This window comes from Methylobacterium aerolatum (assembly GCF_022179085.1).
Taxonomy (GTDB): Bacteria; Pseudomonadota; Alphaproteobacteria; order Rhizobiales; family Beijerinckiaceae; genus Methylobacterium; species Methylobacterium aerolatum.
This window is the reverse complement of sequence record NZ_BPQE01000023.1, coordinates 128497-142242: the sequence shown is the minus strand read 5'-3', so window position 1 is coordinate 142242 and position 13746 is coordinate 128497. Positions and strand designations below refer to the sequence as shown.

The following is a 13746-nucleotide window of genomic DNA, read 5'->3' as shown; positions in this document are numbered from 1 at the left end:
GGCGTAAGCAGCAAATCGGGGAGCAAAGCGACGGGAAGGCCCCTCAAGCACCCGAGCACCACCGATCGTCGCGGCTTGCGGAAGTCGTACGGGCGGTCGCCGGAGCGCCGTGGCGGAAGGGGTGGGATTCGAACCCACGGTGGAGTTGCCCCCACGGCGGTTTTCAAGACCGCTGCCTTAAACCACTCGGCCACCCTTCCTCGCGCAGGCGCCCCCGGATGTACGGTCGCTCCGCGAGCCGCGTCAACTACGAGCACACGGTCGGAGCCGGTGACGAACGAACTGCGGTGAGCCCCCTCCCCCCCTTCCCTCGCCGGACAACCGAGCCACCATACCCGTGGTGGGCTGCAAACCTGCGTTGGGCTGCGAGAAGGCGCTTGCCAAGTTCGAACCGACCCCGTAGAAGCCCGTCAACCGCGGCGGGCATCCATCGCCGCCACGGTTCAGGCGCCCGTAGCTCAGCTGGATAGAGCACCAGACTACGAATCTGGGGGTCAGAGGTTCGAATCCTTTCGGGCGCGCCACTTCCAATCAAGACTGCCAAACCTGCTCATGAACCAGCCCTGTGCTTTGGCTGGGATCGGATCCACGCTGGCTCGGTCGGCCGTGAGGCGGATTACCTCCGCCACGTCATCACCCTCTTCGTCAGTTGTCTGAAGCCGCGCTTCCTGACGCGAAAACTTCCGTAGCACCGACTCTTCGTTTCGGACGATCACACCGCTCGGTCGCTCATGGCCCCTCCGGCCACGGGCCATTCATCGTTCGCAAGACAGATCCCCGCCTGAACAGGCGAGCTGATCGGTCAGGTCGCGGGTCCTGCGGTCGGTCATGGCCGTCGGGCATTCGCCGATGAGCATGGGATCATCGTTCCGGTGCTCTCGGGGTACTTAGCATCGTATCCGGTTTCAAAATGGCATTCGAAATCGCGGAAGCGGCGCCATGCGTCCTGTGCGAGATCGAGGTTGCGCCGCCCGAGCGGGTCGAGTTTCGCCCGCAAGGCGTCCCGCGCCGTCCTCGGGTGCTCTTCGGCCGCGGCACCGCTTGCGCTGCGCGCTCAGCGTTCCCTCCGTCTGATTGGGAGCCTCGGCACACAGCGCCGGCACCTCGGCCATCGCCATGGTGGGCCAGAGCATGAGGAACCCGAGGCAAGCCTGCTTTATCGCGCAATCCTCACCAGACGGCGACTGTCTCCCGCCCCCACCCCGGCCTTCGCCCGTGGTCGCACGACGGCGCTTCCGAGGAGAGGAAGCACATGCTGGAGCGCATTCTGCATGGCCAGCGGACCGGTTTCGCCTAAACTTCGGAGCAAGCCACCCGTCATAGGACCCACCGTCTTCGCCATCGGCCGCCCGCGATGGTCGAGGGCGGCATGGTGCTGAAGGAGATCCCCGTGCAGCGGTGAGGATGGGGTGGCGCGTATCCCCATCTCCTTCCTCGCGAAGGCCCACGTTCACCGTCCCGCTCGCCATCGCGGCGGGCATCGCTTAGAGCGCGGCAGTTGCGCAACGCGCCGACTATGAGACATCGCGGATGACTGTCCTGCCCCGCTGGACCCTGGCCCAGCGTACCCTTGTTCTGCCCGAGGAGCGCCTGCCCTGGCCGGCGACGGGCCTCATGGGCGCCCAGCACCTCGTGGCGATGTCGGGCTCGACCGTCGTCGGCCCCCTTCTGATGGGTTTCGACCCCAACCTGGCAATCCTGTTTTCCGGGGTCGGTACGCTGATTTTCCTCCTGTGCACCGGCGGGCGGGTGCCGAGCTACCTCGGCTCGTCCTTCTCCTTCATCGCCGTGATCGTCGCCGTGACGGGTTACACGGGCAGCGGACCGAACCCCGATATCGGGCCGGCACTCGGCGGCATCATCGCCTGCGGAGCCCTCTATGCCCTGATCGGGCTGATCGTGACGCTCACCGACACGGGCTGGATCGAGCGCCTGATGCCGCCGGTCGTCACCGGGGCCATCGGGGCGGCGATCGGACTGAATCTCGCGCCTGTCGCGGTGAAGGGGATCCAGGGCAGCGGCCCGCACCTCGCCGTCGCGCTGACGACGCTGGTCGCCGTCGCGCTCGCCTCGTCAATCGGGCCGGTGCTCGCCCGGCGGATGTCGATCCTCACGGGGATCGCGGTCGGCTACGGGCTGGTGCTGATCCTCGGCAACGGGCTCGCGCTGCTGCCCGCGATCGATTATGCCGAGCTCGCCGCCGCCCCGTGGTTCGGCTGGCCAACCTTCCGTTCACCGACCTTCGATCTCCCGGCGATCCTGCTGATCGCCCCGGTGGCGATCATCCTGGTCGCGGAGAACCTCGGGCACATCAAGGCCATCGGCGTGATGACCGGGCGCAACCTCGATCCGCTGATCGGGCGGGGCTTCATCGGCGATGGGGTGGCGACCATGATCTCCGGTGCCGGCGGAGGCACGGGGGTCACGACCTATGTCGAGAACATGGGGGTGATGGCGATCACCCGGGTGTACTCGAGCCTCGTCTTCGTCGCGGCGGCCCTCTTCGCCATCGGCCTCGGCTTCTCGCCGAAGTTCGGCGCCCTGCTGCGGACGGTGCCGCCCCCCGTCCTCGGTGGCCTGTCGGTCGCCGTCTTCGGCCTCATCGCGGGGGCCATGGTCCGGGTGTGGGTGGACAACCGGGTGGACTTCGCGCAGCCCCGCAACCTCTTCACCGTCGGGACCGCCCTGATCTTCGGGGCGGGAAACTTCTCGTTGGCCTTCGGCAGCTTCGCCATCGGCGGCATCGGCACGTCCACGCTCGCCGCCATCGGCATGTACCAGCTCATGAGCGCCGTCTCGGCACGCGAGCCGTCGACCGGCGGGTGACGCGCACCGGGTCGGCGGGAGTTCCGGTCGAAAGACTTGCGGTGGTGTCATCGGCGCCATCCACGCGCTTTTAAAAAAAGCAAAACACGATCGAGCGGCACACAACCGTCGAACGGGATCATCGAGATTTTTAATGTGAGCAGAAGACCGTCTCGAAACGTTCGAGGTGGGATCAACGAAGGCACGTTTTGCCATTGCGTGCTTGGTTCTGATCGGAGCACTTGCTCAATTTCCCGATTTGCGAGCGGCCGAGCCGACCGACGATCTGCCGAGGCTGATCGGACTCAGGAGAAACGGCCGGTCGCCACGACAGTCATGGCAGACCTGCCGGAACCGCCGCCCACGATTCTGCAGTTCAACCGTCGCGGTCATAAGGCCATGAGTTACGGCGCTACCCCGCTTGACGGCGCTCGCATCGCGCGGGACATCGCCGCCCTCGACACCTTCACGCAGGGCCTCGACCGGAGCTCAAGCGTCGCCGCGCCCCTTCAGTGAGACGGCGGAGATGAGTCTCGCAGGGATGGTAGCCACGCCCTCCCACGCCGAGCCTCCGCTCAACCGAAACGCGATGTTCTCGTTAATGCATTTTCGGGGAAAACTTGGATCGTACACCACCCCCATCTTTGCGGGCGTCAGCGAAGCAATCCAGAGCGGCGGGACGCCTTCAGCACAAAGCGGCTTGCTGAATTGCTTCGCCGCGCTCGCAATGACGAAATGGCGGAGCGATCCAAGTCGGACCGAAAGTGCTGTGAAGCCGTGGATCTTACATCAACGAGCGCTGGTGTGACCGATAATATCCGGATCGTCTCGTGACCCGCCGCGTCTGATGTGTGATTAAAATTGCCTCGCAAACTGAACCACGCTCGCCGGTAGTGCCGGTGAATCGGGGCAGCGCCGACTTTGAGACCGTTACCGTTTTGCAATCATCGGGTAGACGCTCGGAGAATTTGGTCGCTGAAATAGCAGAATAAATTCAAATATGACGTCATGATCGAGCGGGCGAGGAAAAATCTATCGTAATCGACTAAAGATCCTTGACCTTCTCAGGCTCGATTTTCCCCCTGATCACGTCCATGACGGCCATGAAGTTTCCTTTCAGCCGCCCCAGCCTATCCTCGCCATCCTTGAAGATAAAAATCTTGATCGCGTTGGCCGTAAAATTGCGCGAGATATGGGCAGTCAGGTTCCCGACATTCATGTTGTTTTTGCGAAACAAATAGAGTGGGTTGACCACCTGAGAATAGCCGAGCCGAGTCCCCGCCACACGACCGCCCTTGAAACCGAGATGGACGCCGTACGCGGTGCTCACCTTGACGATCTTCCCGCGCCGAGCGACCTCGGCGCCGAAATCCCGGTCTTCCTGCCATCCATAGAGGACGAGCCGCTCATCGAACCTAAGCCCCGAGATAGCCGCGAGCCGAAAGACCATATTGCAGCCGTATGGACTGAAATTGTTTATGATCTTTCGTTTGTGGTTCTCTACATCGATTGAGCTGAGCTTCTGCTTCGCGTCTTCGAATTTGATCGCCTTGCCGTTAATGCCGTCAGCAATGACTGCACCCGTCGCACCCGCAATGCTCGCGTCTTCGGTGAAGAGATCGACCATCACTTTGATGTAGTCGCGGTGAGCCACGAAATCGTCGTCGAAAAAGAAGACGAGATCGATATCGTTGCCCAGGTTTGCCAAGGCGTTGTTGCGCTGTTTGGTCAATCCGACCGGGCCATAGATCGTGCGAACGTGATGGGCGTCGGTGAGCTGAGGGCTGTCGTCCGATGAGCTGCACGATATGATGATATCATCGATCGGATAGGTTTGATCGCGCAGCGACGCAATGCATTGCGCCACGACGTTCGGGCGCCCCTTGGTTGCAATCGCAACAGCCACGCGGATGCTCTTCATAACCGGTCACACGCTCTTGAAAGCTCACGAGGCATCAGGATTAAATTCTAAACCATCAGTTCATTGGGACAAACTAGCGGCCGGAATCGCTCAACGGTGTCGAGTTTTCTCCTACCATATGCGCGCCGTGTGAATATATAAAAATTTCATCGGATTCTTACCAAAGATCATCAATATATTAGGTTAACTCGGCCACGATCAGGCTCATCCAACATTACCGCCTCATTGAAAAGACGGTTGCTGGAGAATCCTCGGTGACCGTTTCGAGTTGCTGCAAGTCCTTGTCTTCCGTTTCGATCCAAGACAAAAATGTCGCATGGGTCATGGGCCGCTCACCCATCTGCTAACTGTGTGTGGCAGCGGGACTCTTATTGGCGTTGCCATCAAGTTGTCTGCCATTGGCTGACGCCGTAGCGTCTTTTTAGCGACGTGTTAAGAGCGGTGACATACCGACAGGCTTGCGCGCCGGGATCGTATTAACCTGAGCGTGCTTTCACGCTGCTCTCTGCGCACTCGTATCATCCGAGTCAGGGACGTCCCCGAGCCCCGCCAGTGCGTCGTCCAAAGATCGGACGAGGAGACGTAGCGGCACTCGGGCCTTCTGGAATGCCCTGCGGAGCTTGGCCGAAATGGCTGACCACGGCACTGCTTAGGGTTGTGATGGATGGAGGGATCCTTCGCTCCCGAGAAGTTGTGGCTTCCTTGCCTCCCCGGTCATTGGCCGAGGCGGCGATCGTCAGCGGCGCCCGATGCGCGCGGCTCATAATGATCGCCGGACAAGGAAAATCACGCCGATGAGACACCGGAGCGAACGTGGGGCGGCTGCACAGAGATTCCCGCCCTCAAGCTGCTTGCCCCTCACCGAAGGTCCCAATCGGCGGGAAAGGGGTGCGGGGCAAGGCTCATGGCCGATCGACGCTGAAAGAGGTCTCGGCCGGTGCACCGCGGCATCGAGCGTGCAAACTTGCCTCTCAACCTTTGCACGCCGATGGACCGCCCGTTGCGACCGATCCATCCCGACAGTTGTGCCGGAATTCCTAGACTGCTCCGTCGCACCGTCAACCATGTCGGCTGAAGTCACTTTCAAAGCGCAGTCGCGTCCGGCAGAGTGCGCCATGGTTTCTGCGGTCTGAAGCCGAAGATGATTCGATGTCGGCACGCTGGGAAATCTTAACAAGTGCCGCGGCTAAGAGAGCCGGGGGCATTGAAAAATGCTCCCTGAGCGGGAGCCACCTGTCGCGTTAGATCTGCCTCGTCTAACCATTGCCGTTTGTGAAAAATCGACGCGAAACTGACCTTGCCGTAAACCGGGATCAATGATGATTGGTAAGAAGGCGGCTTTCGGAGGTGCCATTCTCGTCGGTACGAGGCTGTTTTCGCGCGTGCTCGACCTCGTGGCCATGGTCGTCATCGCACGGATCCTGACGCCGGGCGACTTCGGACTCGTGGCCCTCGCGATGAGCTTCGTCATCATCGTGGAAGCCGTTCTGGAACTTCCGCTGACACAGGCGATGTTGCGCCTCGACGATATCGAACGGGCTCACTACGACAGCGCCTTCACTTTGAGCATCTTGCGCGGGTGCGTGCTTTACCTCTGCGTATTGATCATCTCGTTTCCAGTGACCCATATCTATGGAGACGACAGGTTATTTCTGCTGCTGCAGGTCGTCGGGGCTGCGCCGCTGCTCAAGAGCTTCGCCAGCCCGATGTTGGTCGACTTCCAGAGAGCGTTGAGCTTCTGGCGGGACGCGGCGGTCGAGTTGTCCGCCAAGATCTGCGGGGTGGTTGCATCCATAAGCTGTGCCGCGCTGGGTGCAGGCTACTGGTCCATCGCGATCGGACTCCTGTGCACCAATTCCGCCTATTCCCTCATCTCCTTCATATTGGCCCCCTACCGACCGCGTCTGAGCTTCGCGAGGATGGGGTTTTTCGCACGGTTTTCGGGCTGGATCAGCCTCGCGCAGGTTGCCATCGCGCTGAATTGGCAGGTCGAAAATCTGGTGCTCGGGCGCCTCGGGTCGAGTACGCAGCTGGGATTGTTCAAGGTCGGCAGCGACTTGGCAGGAATACCGTTCCAGGCCCTGTTCGGACCGTTGGCGCGACCACTGATCGCCGTGTTCTCGAAGATCAAAGCATCCGGCGCTTCGACGAAGGGCCAATATCTCCTCGCGTCGTCGTACATGATGGCGATCGGGCTGCCGATCATGACCGGCATCGCGGTGACTGCGCCGTTCATCACCCGCGTTTTTCTTGGGGATCAGTGGGATGCTGCGGCGCCGATCCTGCACCTGTTGGCGCTGAGCACGATCCCGGCCCTGTTCACCGTGGCGGCTTACCCGCTCGTGATCGCGGCCGGCCAGACGAAGATCGTGTTCCAGCAAAACATCGCCGATCTGGTCGTCCGGGTGCCGTCGACGATCGCCGGAATCTATTTCTACGGGCTCAATGGCTTGATCGGCGCCCGGCTGATATCGGAGCTGTTCCGCAACATCTACATCATGAAAACCATCAAGGACATGGAAGGGATATCCATTTCCGGCCAGGTGACGTATCACGCCCGATACTTGGTTTCTGCCGGTGCGATGTACTTCATCGTGCTGACCGTCGAGCAGATTTTGATCCCCCATTTCCGCAGCGACCAGTCCCTCGCCCGTCTCGTCGTCGCGTCGTTCATCGGCGCCTGCTTCTACTTCGTGTCGATCTTCATCGGCTGGCTTGTGTCCGGCCGACCTCCGGGAATCGAGCAGAGCGTCGTGAACTTCCTCAAGGAGCATCGCGGAAGGATCGCGCGAGCGAATTTCGGCAAGCCGGATCATCTGATGCCGAAGCGCAAGGATCCCGCGGCGCCCTGACGACGGGATGCCTGGCCCGCCATCCGACCTCACCTCAGACTGGGTTGCGACAAACGAAGCCGCCGGACGGTCGTGGCCGGTGGGCGTGGCGCGCAGGGTCGTCGGACATCCGAAGGTTGTGGACGGTACCGGGGGATCCGGCGCCATCCCGCAGCGGCCCGGCCCATGCCGCAGCCGAATTTACTATGGAACCCGAACCCGGTGGCAGCGATAGCAAAACCGGGCCACTCTCTCCGAAGCCTCAGCTTTCCTGCCGCCTGCGTGGAACCAAATAGGCGCCTCGTGATAGGATAAGCCTCAGCCGTCTACAGCCGCGGACCCACGGAATGGATTTTCAAGATCTTCGTACCTTGCCTCCGGAGGGTACGGTCGCTGCTGATATCTGCATCGTGGGTGCTGGACCGGTTGGATTGACGCTCGCGAGCGAACTCGCGAACTCACACCGCAAGGTATTAGTCATCGAGAGCGGTGGTCGCTCCCCGGATGTCTGGGCCGACGCGCTCAGCGAAATCGAGAGTGTCGGCGCCGCCCGCGTGATGGACCAGACCCTCGTGCGCAACCGAGGACTCGGTGGAACGTCGCAGACTTGGTCGGGCCGCCTCGCGGCGTTCGACGACCTCGACTTCGCGACGCGAGACTGGGTACCCCATTCCGGCTGGCCGATTTCGAGGGGCGAAATCGTACCTTATCTCGACCGGACATTGCCTCATCTCGGAAGCATCATCGCCGACAACATCCAGAACGACCTGCTGGACAGTGTCCTCAAGGACCAAAGAAACTTATTCGATTCCGATTTGCTCATCGATTACATCTGGTCCTACAGCCAGGATGCCGCACGGCGCCGCGATTTCATGCGCTTCGGTCCGAGGATGGCCTCGCTGAAGACGGATGGCGTCACGGGACTCTTGAATGCGACCGTGACCCAGATCGAGATCGAGTCGAACGGCGGGTCTGTCACCGGGATCGAGGTCATGGGCCCGGACGGTGGTGTTCGGCGGATCCGCGCGGGGTTGACCGTCCTGTGCGCCGGCGGGATCGAAAACGCCCGCATCATGCTGGCGTCCCGTCGCACCATCGAAGCGGGTGTCGGCAACGGGAAGGATCAGGTCGGCCGTTACCTGATGGACCATCCGCGCGGCCCGGTCGCGGCCTTCGATCCGGCCGATAGCCTTCGCGCCCAGCGGGCGTTCGGATCGTACAGACCCAAGTTTAACGGGAGATCGGTGGTCCTGACCCGAGGGTTCGCCCTGTCTCCGGTCGTCCAGTCCACCCAAAAGCTCGTCGCGGCCGCCTGCTGGCTCAACGGGCAGGTCGGAGACCACGATCCCTATCTGGCCTTGGCCAAGCTGGCCCGGCTCAGGGGCTCTCCCGGCAGGAACGTCAAGGCGATCGCGCGTGAAGCCAAGCTCCTGGCCGAGGGAGCCGGGCGCCTCGCCAAGGGCCGCAGCCCGTTGCGGCAGTTCGATTGGCTTAACCTCGAATGCATCGTCGAGCAGCCACCCTACGCCGACAGCCGCATCACCTTGGCCGATCGCGTCGATGCGTACGGCGTCCCGCTGTCCCGTATCGATTGGAAGGTCGGGCAGATCGAGACCGACTCCGTGCGGGCGCTGGCACGCGCATTCCGCGACGAATCCCAACGGCTTGGCCTGCCGGTGCCGACGCTGGCGGATTGGATCCGGGAGGAAAGCGCTGCGATGCCGCTGCCCGACGTGGCCCATCCGATGGGGACCACCCGCATGTCCGCGGATCCGGCCTCGGGGGTCGTGGATCGGAACTGCCGCGTCCATGGCATGACGAATCTCTTCGTGGCCGGAACGTCGATCTTCGCCACATCCGGACACGCCAACCCGACCCAGACGGCCCTCGCCTTGGCGATCCGCCTCGCCGATCATCTCAAGACCCTCGATCTGGCGACCAGCCCGGCCGTGACGGCTTCCGTTTCCACGCCGAAGGCCCGGATCGGACTGCCTCGTCCCGTATCCCCGGCGGGCAAACCGGTGATCCTGGTCACGGGGGGTGGGGGAAAGATCGGTTCGGCCGTGATCGCGCTGCTGATGCAGCGGGGGTATGCCGTTCGCGCGTTGACCTCGCGCATGAGATCTCCTTCGAAGGACCCGCAGCTTGCCTGGGTGACGCGGGATCTCAGGCAGGGCGATTTCGACTTTTCGGCCGAGGTCGAGGGATGCGCGGGTATCATGCACCTCGGTGCCGAGCTCAAGCACGAAGAAGACATGGTGTCCGTCAACGTCGAGGCGACCCGCGCCCTCGCATCGGCGGCCGAGAAAGCTGGAGTCCGCTTCTTCGCCTATGCCAGCTCGGTCAGCGTCTACGGCTCGCAATACCAGAAGGTCGTCGATGAGGACGCGGATTCGGTCACCGTCGATCGAGACGTGAAATCCGAATATTGGGGCGATAGCGCGCTCAGAACCTACGGGCGCACCAAGCGCGGCGGCGAACTGGCGATCGCGGAGGTCGCCGGAAACGTCGAATACGTCATCTTCCGGCCGACCGTCGTGGTGAACGTCAGCGATGTCCGCGCGGTGTTGGAGTGGGGAACCGTCCGTCGCACGATGCTCGCCCACCGCAACATGCACCATGTGTTCGTTGGGGATGTCGCGGCGGCCTTCGTCTGGGCCCTGGAACAGTCGCTCGCGCGCGGACAAGCCAAGCCCGGTGTGGAGATCTACAACCTCGGCGACGACACGATCAGCGACCCGACGGCCAAGGGGCTGTTCGCCGAAGCGCACGAGCGTGCTCCCGGGGCCATCAAGCCGGTTCCGTCGCTGCCCCGGGCGGTCGATTGGAGCAAGGACGTTCTGCGCTACCGCGGTGGGCTAAGGCCGCGGCGGCCCCTCGGCATGATGGATTTTCCCTCACGGCGCCTGACGAAGGCGGGGTTCACACCGCCGACCGGTATGGCGAAGATCCGGGCCGAGGCGATCGAGTCGTTGAAGGCGGATTCGGACACGGACGCTCACGGGGATGGCCGTTGACGATCCGGACTGCGGACCGAGCCCGCCGATCTGAGAAGGCCTTGACCCTCGACCCCCCGGCGAGCGAGGGGAGTCGAGCCGTCCCCTCGCGGGAGGGTTTGCCTCCCCGGTTCGCTTTGCTCCCGGTGACGAAGGGGCGAGCGTGACGCGGGTGTCGCGGCCCACGCGTCAGACGATGCCGCTGGCCTCATAGGGCCACGGCTTGCCGAGGCGGGCCGCGACGGCCGCCGGGTCGTCGCCGACCGCACGAACGGCGGCGACGACATCCTCGACCGGAACCTGGAAGCGGCGAGCCCAATAGGCCCGCGCGCTCGCCTCATCGATGTTCACCCGTTTCGGTTCGTACGACGTGTCGGCCATCGGCTTCCTCCGGTTCCGGCAATCCGGCTCCGGCGAAATGGTTCGCGCTCGCGTGCACGGCCGGGTCGGCGGCCGGTCGCTTGGGCGCCACTCAATCGCTGCGGGGTTTCACGATCAGGCCCAGGAGCCACCAGAGCGCGCGCAGCATCAGCCACGCGAGGCGCACGAACGCGTCGATCATCTCCATGAGATCGGGGAGATCGAGCCACCAGAACCGGTCGCGGCGTGGCTCTTCCCCGTCCCTTTTCTCCTCGGTCATCGCGGCTCCCATGTGGGCAGCGATCCTCGCTCAGGTTCGTGTACCGACAGTTGCCTCGGGCTTCGGTTTCGCCGACGGTCGGGCGGATGTGGCGCCGTCGCAATGCCGCACAACGAAAAGGTGAGCCGCGAACGCGTGCGAGGCGCCTCGCCGGACGGTCGGCGCATCCCATCCTCAGGCCGGGCGCGGGAGTGGTGACGGACGATGGATACCTTCGAGCGCCTGCGGGACGCGGCGGCAGCGGAGTGGTCGGCCTATGTCGATCATGAATTCGTGCGGCGGCTGGGTGACGGCACGCTGCCCGAGGCCGCCTTCCGGGCCTATCTCGTACAGGACTACCTCTTCCTCATCCAGTTTGCGCGGGCCTATGCGCTCGCGGCCTACAAGAGCAGGACCCCGGCCGATATCCGGGCCGCTCAGGCGGGCCTCGCCGCGATCCTGGACGAGACGGAATTGCATGTCCGCCTTTGCGCGCGGTGGGGAATCGATGCGCAGGCGCTCAACGCCACGTCCGAGCACCGCGCCACGGTGGCCTACACCCGCTTCGTGCTCGATTGCGGCGCGGCGGGCGATCTGCTCGATCTCCATGTGGCCCTCTCGCCCTGCGTAGTGGGCTACGCCGTCATCGGCCGGGGGCTGGCGGACCAGGGCACGGCGGCGCTGACGGATCATCCCTACGGCGAGTGGATCGCCGACTATGCCGGCGAGGGCTACCAAGCCGTCGCGACTCGGGCCCGGGCGCACCTGGACGACCTCGCGGCCCGCTCTCTCACGGAGGCCCGCTGGCCCGATCTCGTCGCGACCTTCGCCGCCGCCTCTCGCCTGGAGGCCGACTTCTGGCAGATGGGGCTCGACGCGGCGAGTTGATCGGAGGAACGCCAAGCGCTGGCTGGTCCCCGCCCCCCCTCCGGCGCCTTTGAGGAGACCTGAATCACACGCCGCCACCGTCCTTGCGAACGTCAGCGAAGCAATCCAGGGCAGCGGGACGTGACCGAACGTGGCGGAACCCTCGATTGCCTCGCTGACGCTCGCAATGACGGTCGAGCAGGCGACACGGATTGGATTGAACCGAACACGCTCTAGCCGTCAGTGCGCCGGGGTCGGACGACGGCTCACGCTCCGCACGATCGATAGTCACCGGTGCGCCTCCCGTGCGTCACCGGAGGGCGCGAGGGCGGGCTCGTGGCGCGCCCTGACAAGCGCCCGCAAACGTCCCCTCCCGGTCGGCCGTCCGCGGCCGCGCCGCGTTGACGGGCAAAGGACGACCGTGCCCTCGTGACATCAATAATGACGTCTGGGAGGACGATGCCGCATGACACGGTCCTGGAGCCATATCCTGTCGGTCGGCCTGTGCACGGCAACGCTCGCCGGGCCGGCATCCGCCGACACGATCCACGTGAAAGTCGGCGTGCTCAACGACATGTCGGGGGTCTATTCCGATGTCGGCGGCAAGGGGTCTGTGGTGGCCGCGCAGATGGCGGTCGAGGATTTCGCGGCGATCAACAAGGATGTCGTGGTCGAGGTCGTGTCAGCCGATCACCAGAACAAGCCCGATGTCGGCGCCGGCGTCGCCCGCCAGTGGTACGACCGGGACGGGGTCGATGCCATCCTCGATGTGCCGACCTCCTCCGTCGCCCTGGCGGTAAGCCAAGTCACCCGAGAGAAGAACAAGATCTTCATCAATTCCGGCGCCGGGACCACCGAGCTGACGGGCAAGCAGTGCTCGCCGAACACCATCCACTGGACCTACGATACTTACGCGCTCGCGCACGGTACCGCTGGGACCATGCTAAAGCGCGGTGGCGACACGTGGTACTTCCTCACCGCGGACTACGCCTTCGGCCTGTCGCTGCAGGATCAGGCGACTGCCGTGATCGACAAGCGCGGCGGCAAGGTCCTTGGCGCCGCGCGCGTGCCGTTCCCGGCGAGCGACTTCTCCTCGTTCCTGCTGCAGGCCCAGGCCTCCGGCGCGAAGGTCGTGGGCTTGGCCAATGCCGGCGGAGACACCATCAACGCCGTTAAGCAGGCGCATGAATTCGGGCTCACCGACGGCGGCCAGAAGCTCGCGGCGCTGCTGATCTATGCGATCGACGTCCACGCCCTCGGCCTGCCCACCGCCCAGGGGCTGGTTCTCACGGAGGCCTTCTACTGGGACTTGAACCCCGGCACCCGCGCCTTCTCGGAGCGGTTCTACCCGCGCAACGCCAACAAGATGCCGACCATGAACCAAGCGGGGGTCTATGGCGGCCTACTGCACTACCTGAAGGCGGTGGCCGCCACGAAGTCGAAGGATCCGCAGGCGACCATGGCGTGGATGAAGGCGAACCCCACGGACGATCCGCTGTTCGGGAAGGGCACGATCCGGGCGGATGGGCGCAAGTTGCACCCGATGTATCTGTTCGAGGTGAAGACGCCGGCAGATTCCAAGGCACCGTGGGACGTCTACAAGCTCCTCGATACGATTCCGGCCGATCAGGCCTTCCGGCCCATGGAAGACGGCGGCTGCCCCCTCGTCGCCAAGCCGTGACGGCATCCGGCGAGGGCGAAGCCTGC

The 13746-nt window shown here is 63.7% G+C and carries 10 protein-coding genes and 2 tRNA genes; 7 read left to right on the top strand and 5 right to left on the bottom strand.

The features are described 5' to 3' along the window. Positions 1–110: 110 nt before the first annotated feature. Positions 111–200: transfer RNA gene (locus MFF06_RS16045), tRNA-Ser, on the bottom strand. Between the two features lie 247 nt (positions 201–447). Between MFF06_RS16045 and MFF06_RS16040 the strand changes: the two genes are divergently transcribed. Beyond that, positions 448–524: transfer RNA gene (locus tag MFF06_RS16040), tRNA-Arg, on the top strand. 302 nt (positions 525–826) lie between these two features. On the opposite strand, the gene MFF06_RS22820 is transcribed toward MFF06_RS16040, so the two are convergent. Continuing rightward, entirely contained in the window at positions 827–997 is a 171-nt protein-coding gene (locus tag MFF06_RS22820) for a lysozyme inhibitor LprI family protein (protein ID WP_370876483.1), read from the bottom strand. A gap of 533 nt (positions 998–1530) precedes the next feature. Between MFF06_RS22820 and MFF06_RS16035 the strand changes: the two genes are divergently transcribed. Then, entirely contained in the window at positions 1531–2826 is a 1296-nt protein-coding gene (locus tag MFF06_RS16035; protein WP_238205706.1) for a solute carrier family 23 protein, read from the top strand. 315 nt (positions 2827–3141) lie between these two features. Next, positions 3142–3321 carry a hypothetical protein gene (locus MFF06_RS16030; RefSeq protein ID WP_238205705.1) on the top strand — a complete coding sequence of 60 codons (180 nt, stop codon included), beginning with the start codon at positions 3142–3144 and terminating at the stop codon, positions 3319–3321. A gap of 529 nt (positions 3322–3850) precedes the next feature. Here MFF06_RS16030 and MFF06_RS16025 read toward each other — a convergent pair. Continuing rightward, positions 3851–4726, bottom strand: a complete 876-nt coding sequence (locus MFF06_RS16025) for a glycosyltransferase family 2 protein (protein ID WP_238205703.1) — start codon at positions 4724–4726, stop codon at positions 3851–3853. 1319 nt (positions 4727–6045) lie between these two features. On the opposite strand from MFF06_RS16025, the gene MFF06_RS16020 reads away from it, so the two are divergent. Then, positions 6046–7578, top strand: coding sequence for an oligosaccharide flippase family protein (locus MFF06_RS16020; RefSeq protein WP_238205701.1), 1533 nt, complete (start codon positions 6046–6048; stop codon positions 7576–7578). Between the two features lie 326 nt (positions 7579–7904). Continuing rightward, entirely contained in the window at positions 7905–10574 is a 2670-nt protein-coding gene (locus tag MFF06_RS16015) for a GMC oxidoreductase (protein WP_238205699.1), read from the top strand. 168 nt (positions 10575–10742) lie between these two features. Here MFF06_RS16015 and MFF06_RS16010 read toward each other — a convergent pair whose 3' ends face one another. Together MFF06_RS16010 and MFF06_RS16005 are read right to left on the bottom strand one after the other, a co-directional pair. Further along, positions 10743–10934: a DUF3606 domain-containing protein gene (locus MFF06_RS16010; protein ID WP_238205697.1), complete on the bottom strand. Its 192-nt coding sequence runs from the start codon at positions 10932–10934 to the stop codon at positions 10743–10745. Between the two features lie 91 nt (positions 10935–11025). Next, positions 11026–11193: a hypothetical protein gene (locus tag MFF06_RS16005; RefSeq protein ID WP_238205695.1), complete on the bottom strand. Its 168-nt coding sequence runs from the start codon at positions 11191–11193 to the stop codon at positions 11026–11028. A 204-nt stretch (positions 11194–11397) separates the two neighbouring features. On the opposite strand from MFF06_RS16005, the gene MFF06_RS16000 reads away from it, so the two are divergent. Together MFF06_RS16000 and MFF06_RS15995 are read left to right on the top strand one after the other, a co-directional pair. Then, complete coding sequence (locus MFF06_RS16000) at positions 11398–12060, top strand: TenA family protein (RefSeq protein ID WP_238205693.1); 663 nt, start codon at positions 11398–11400, stop codon at positions 12058–12060. Positions 12061–12505: 445 nt separating this feature from the next. Continuing rightward, positions 12506–13720 carry an ABC transporter substrate-binding protein gene (locus MFF06_RS15995; RefSeq protein ID WP_238205691.1) on the top strand — a complete coding sequence of 405 codons (1215 nt, stop codon included), beginning with the start codon at positions 12506–12508 and terminating at the stop codon, positions 13718–13720. Positions 13721–13746 lie beyond the last annotated feature (26 nt).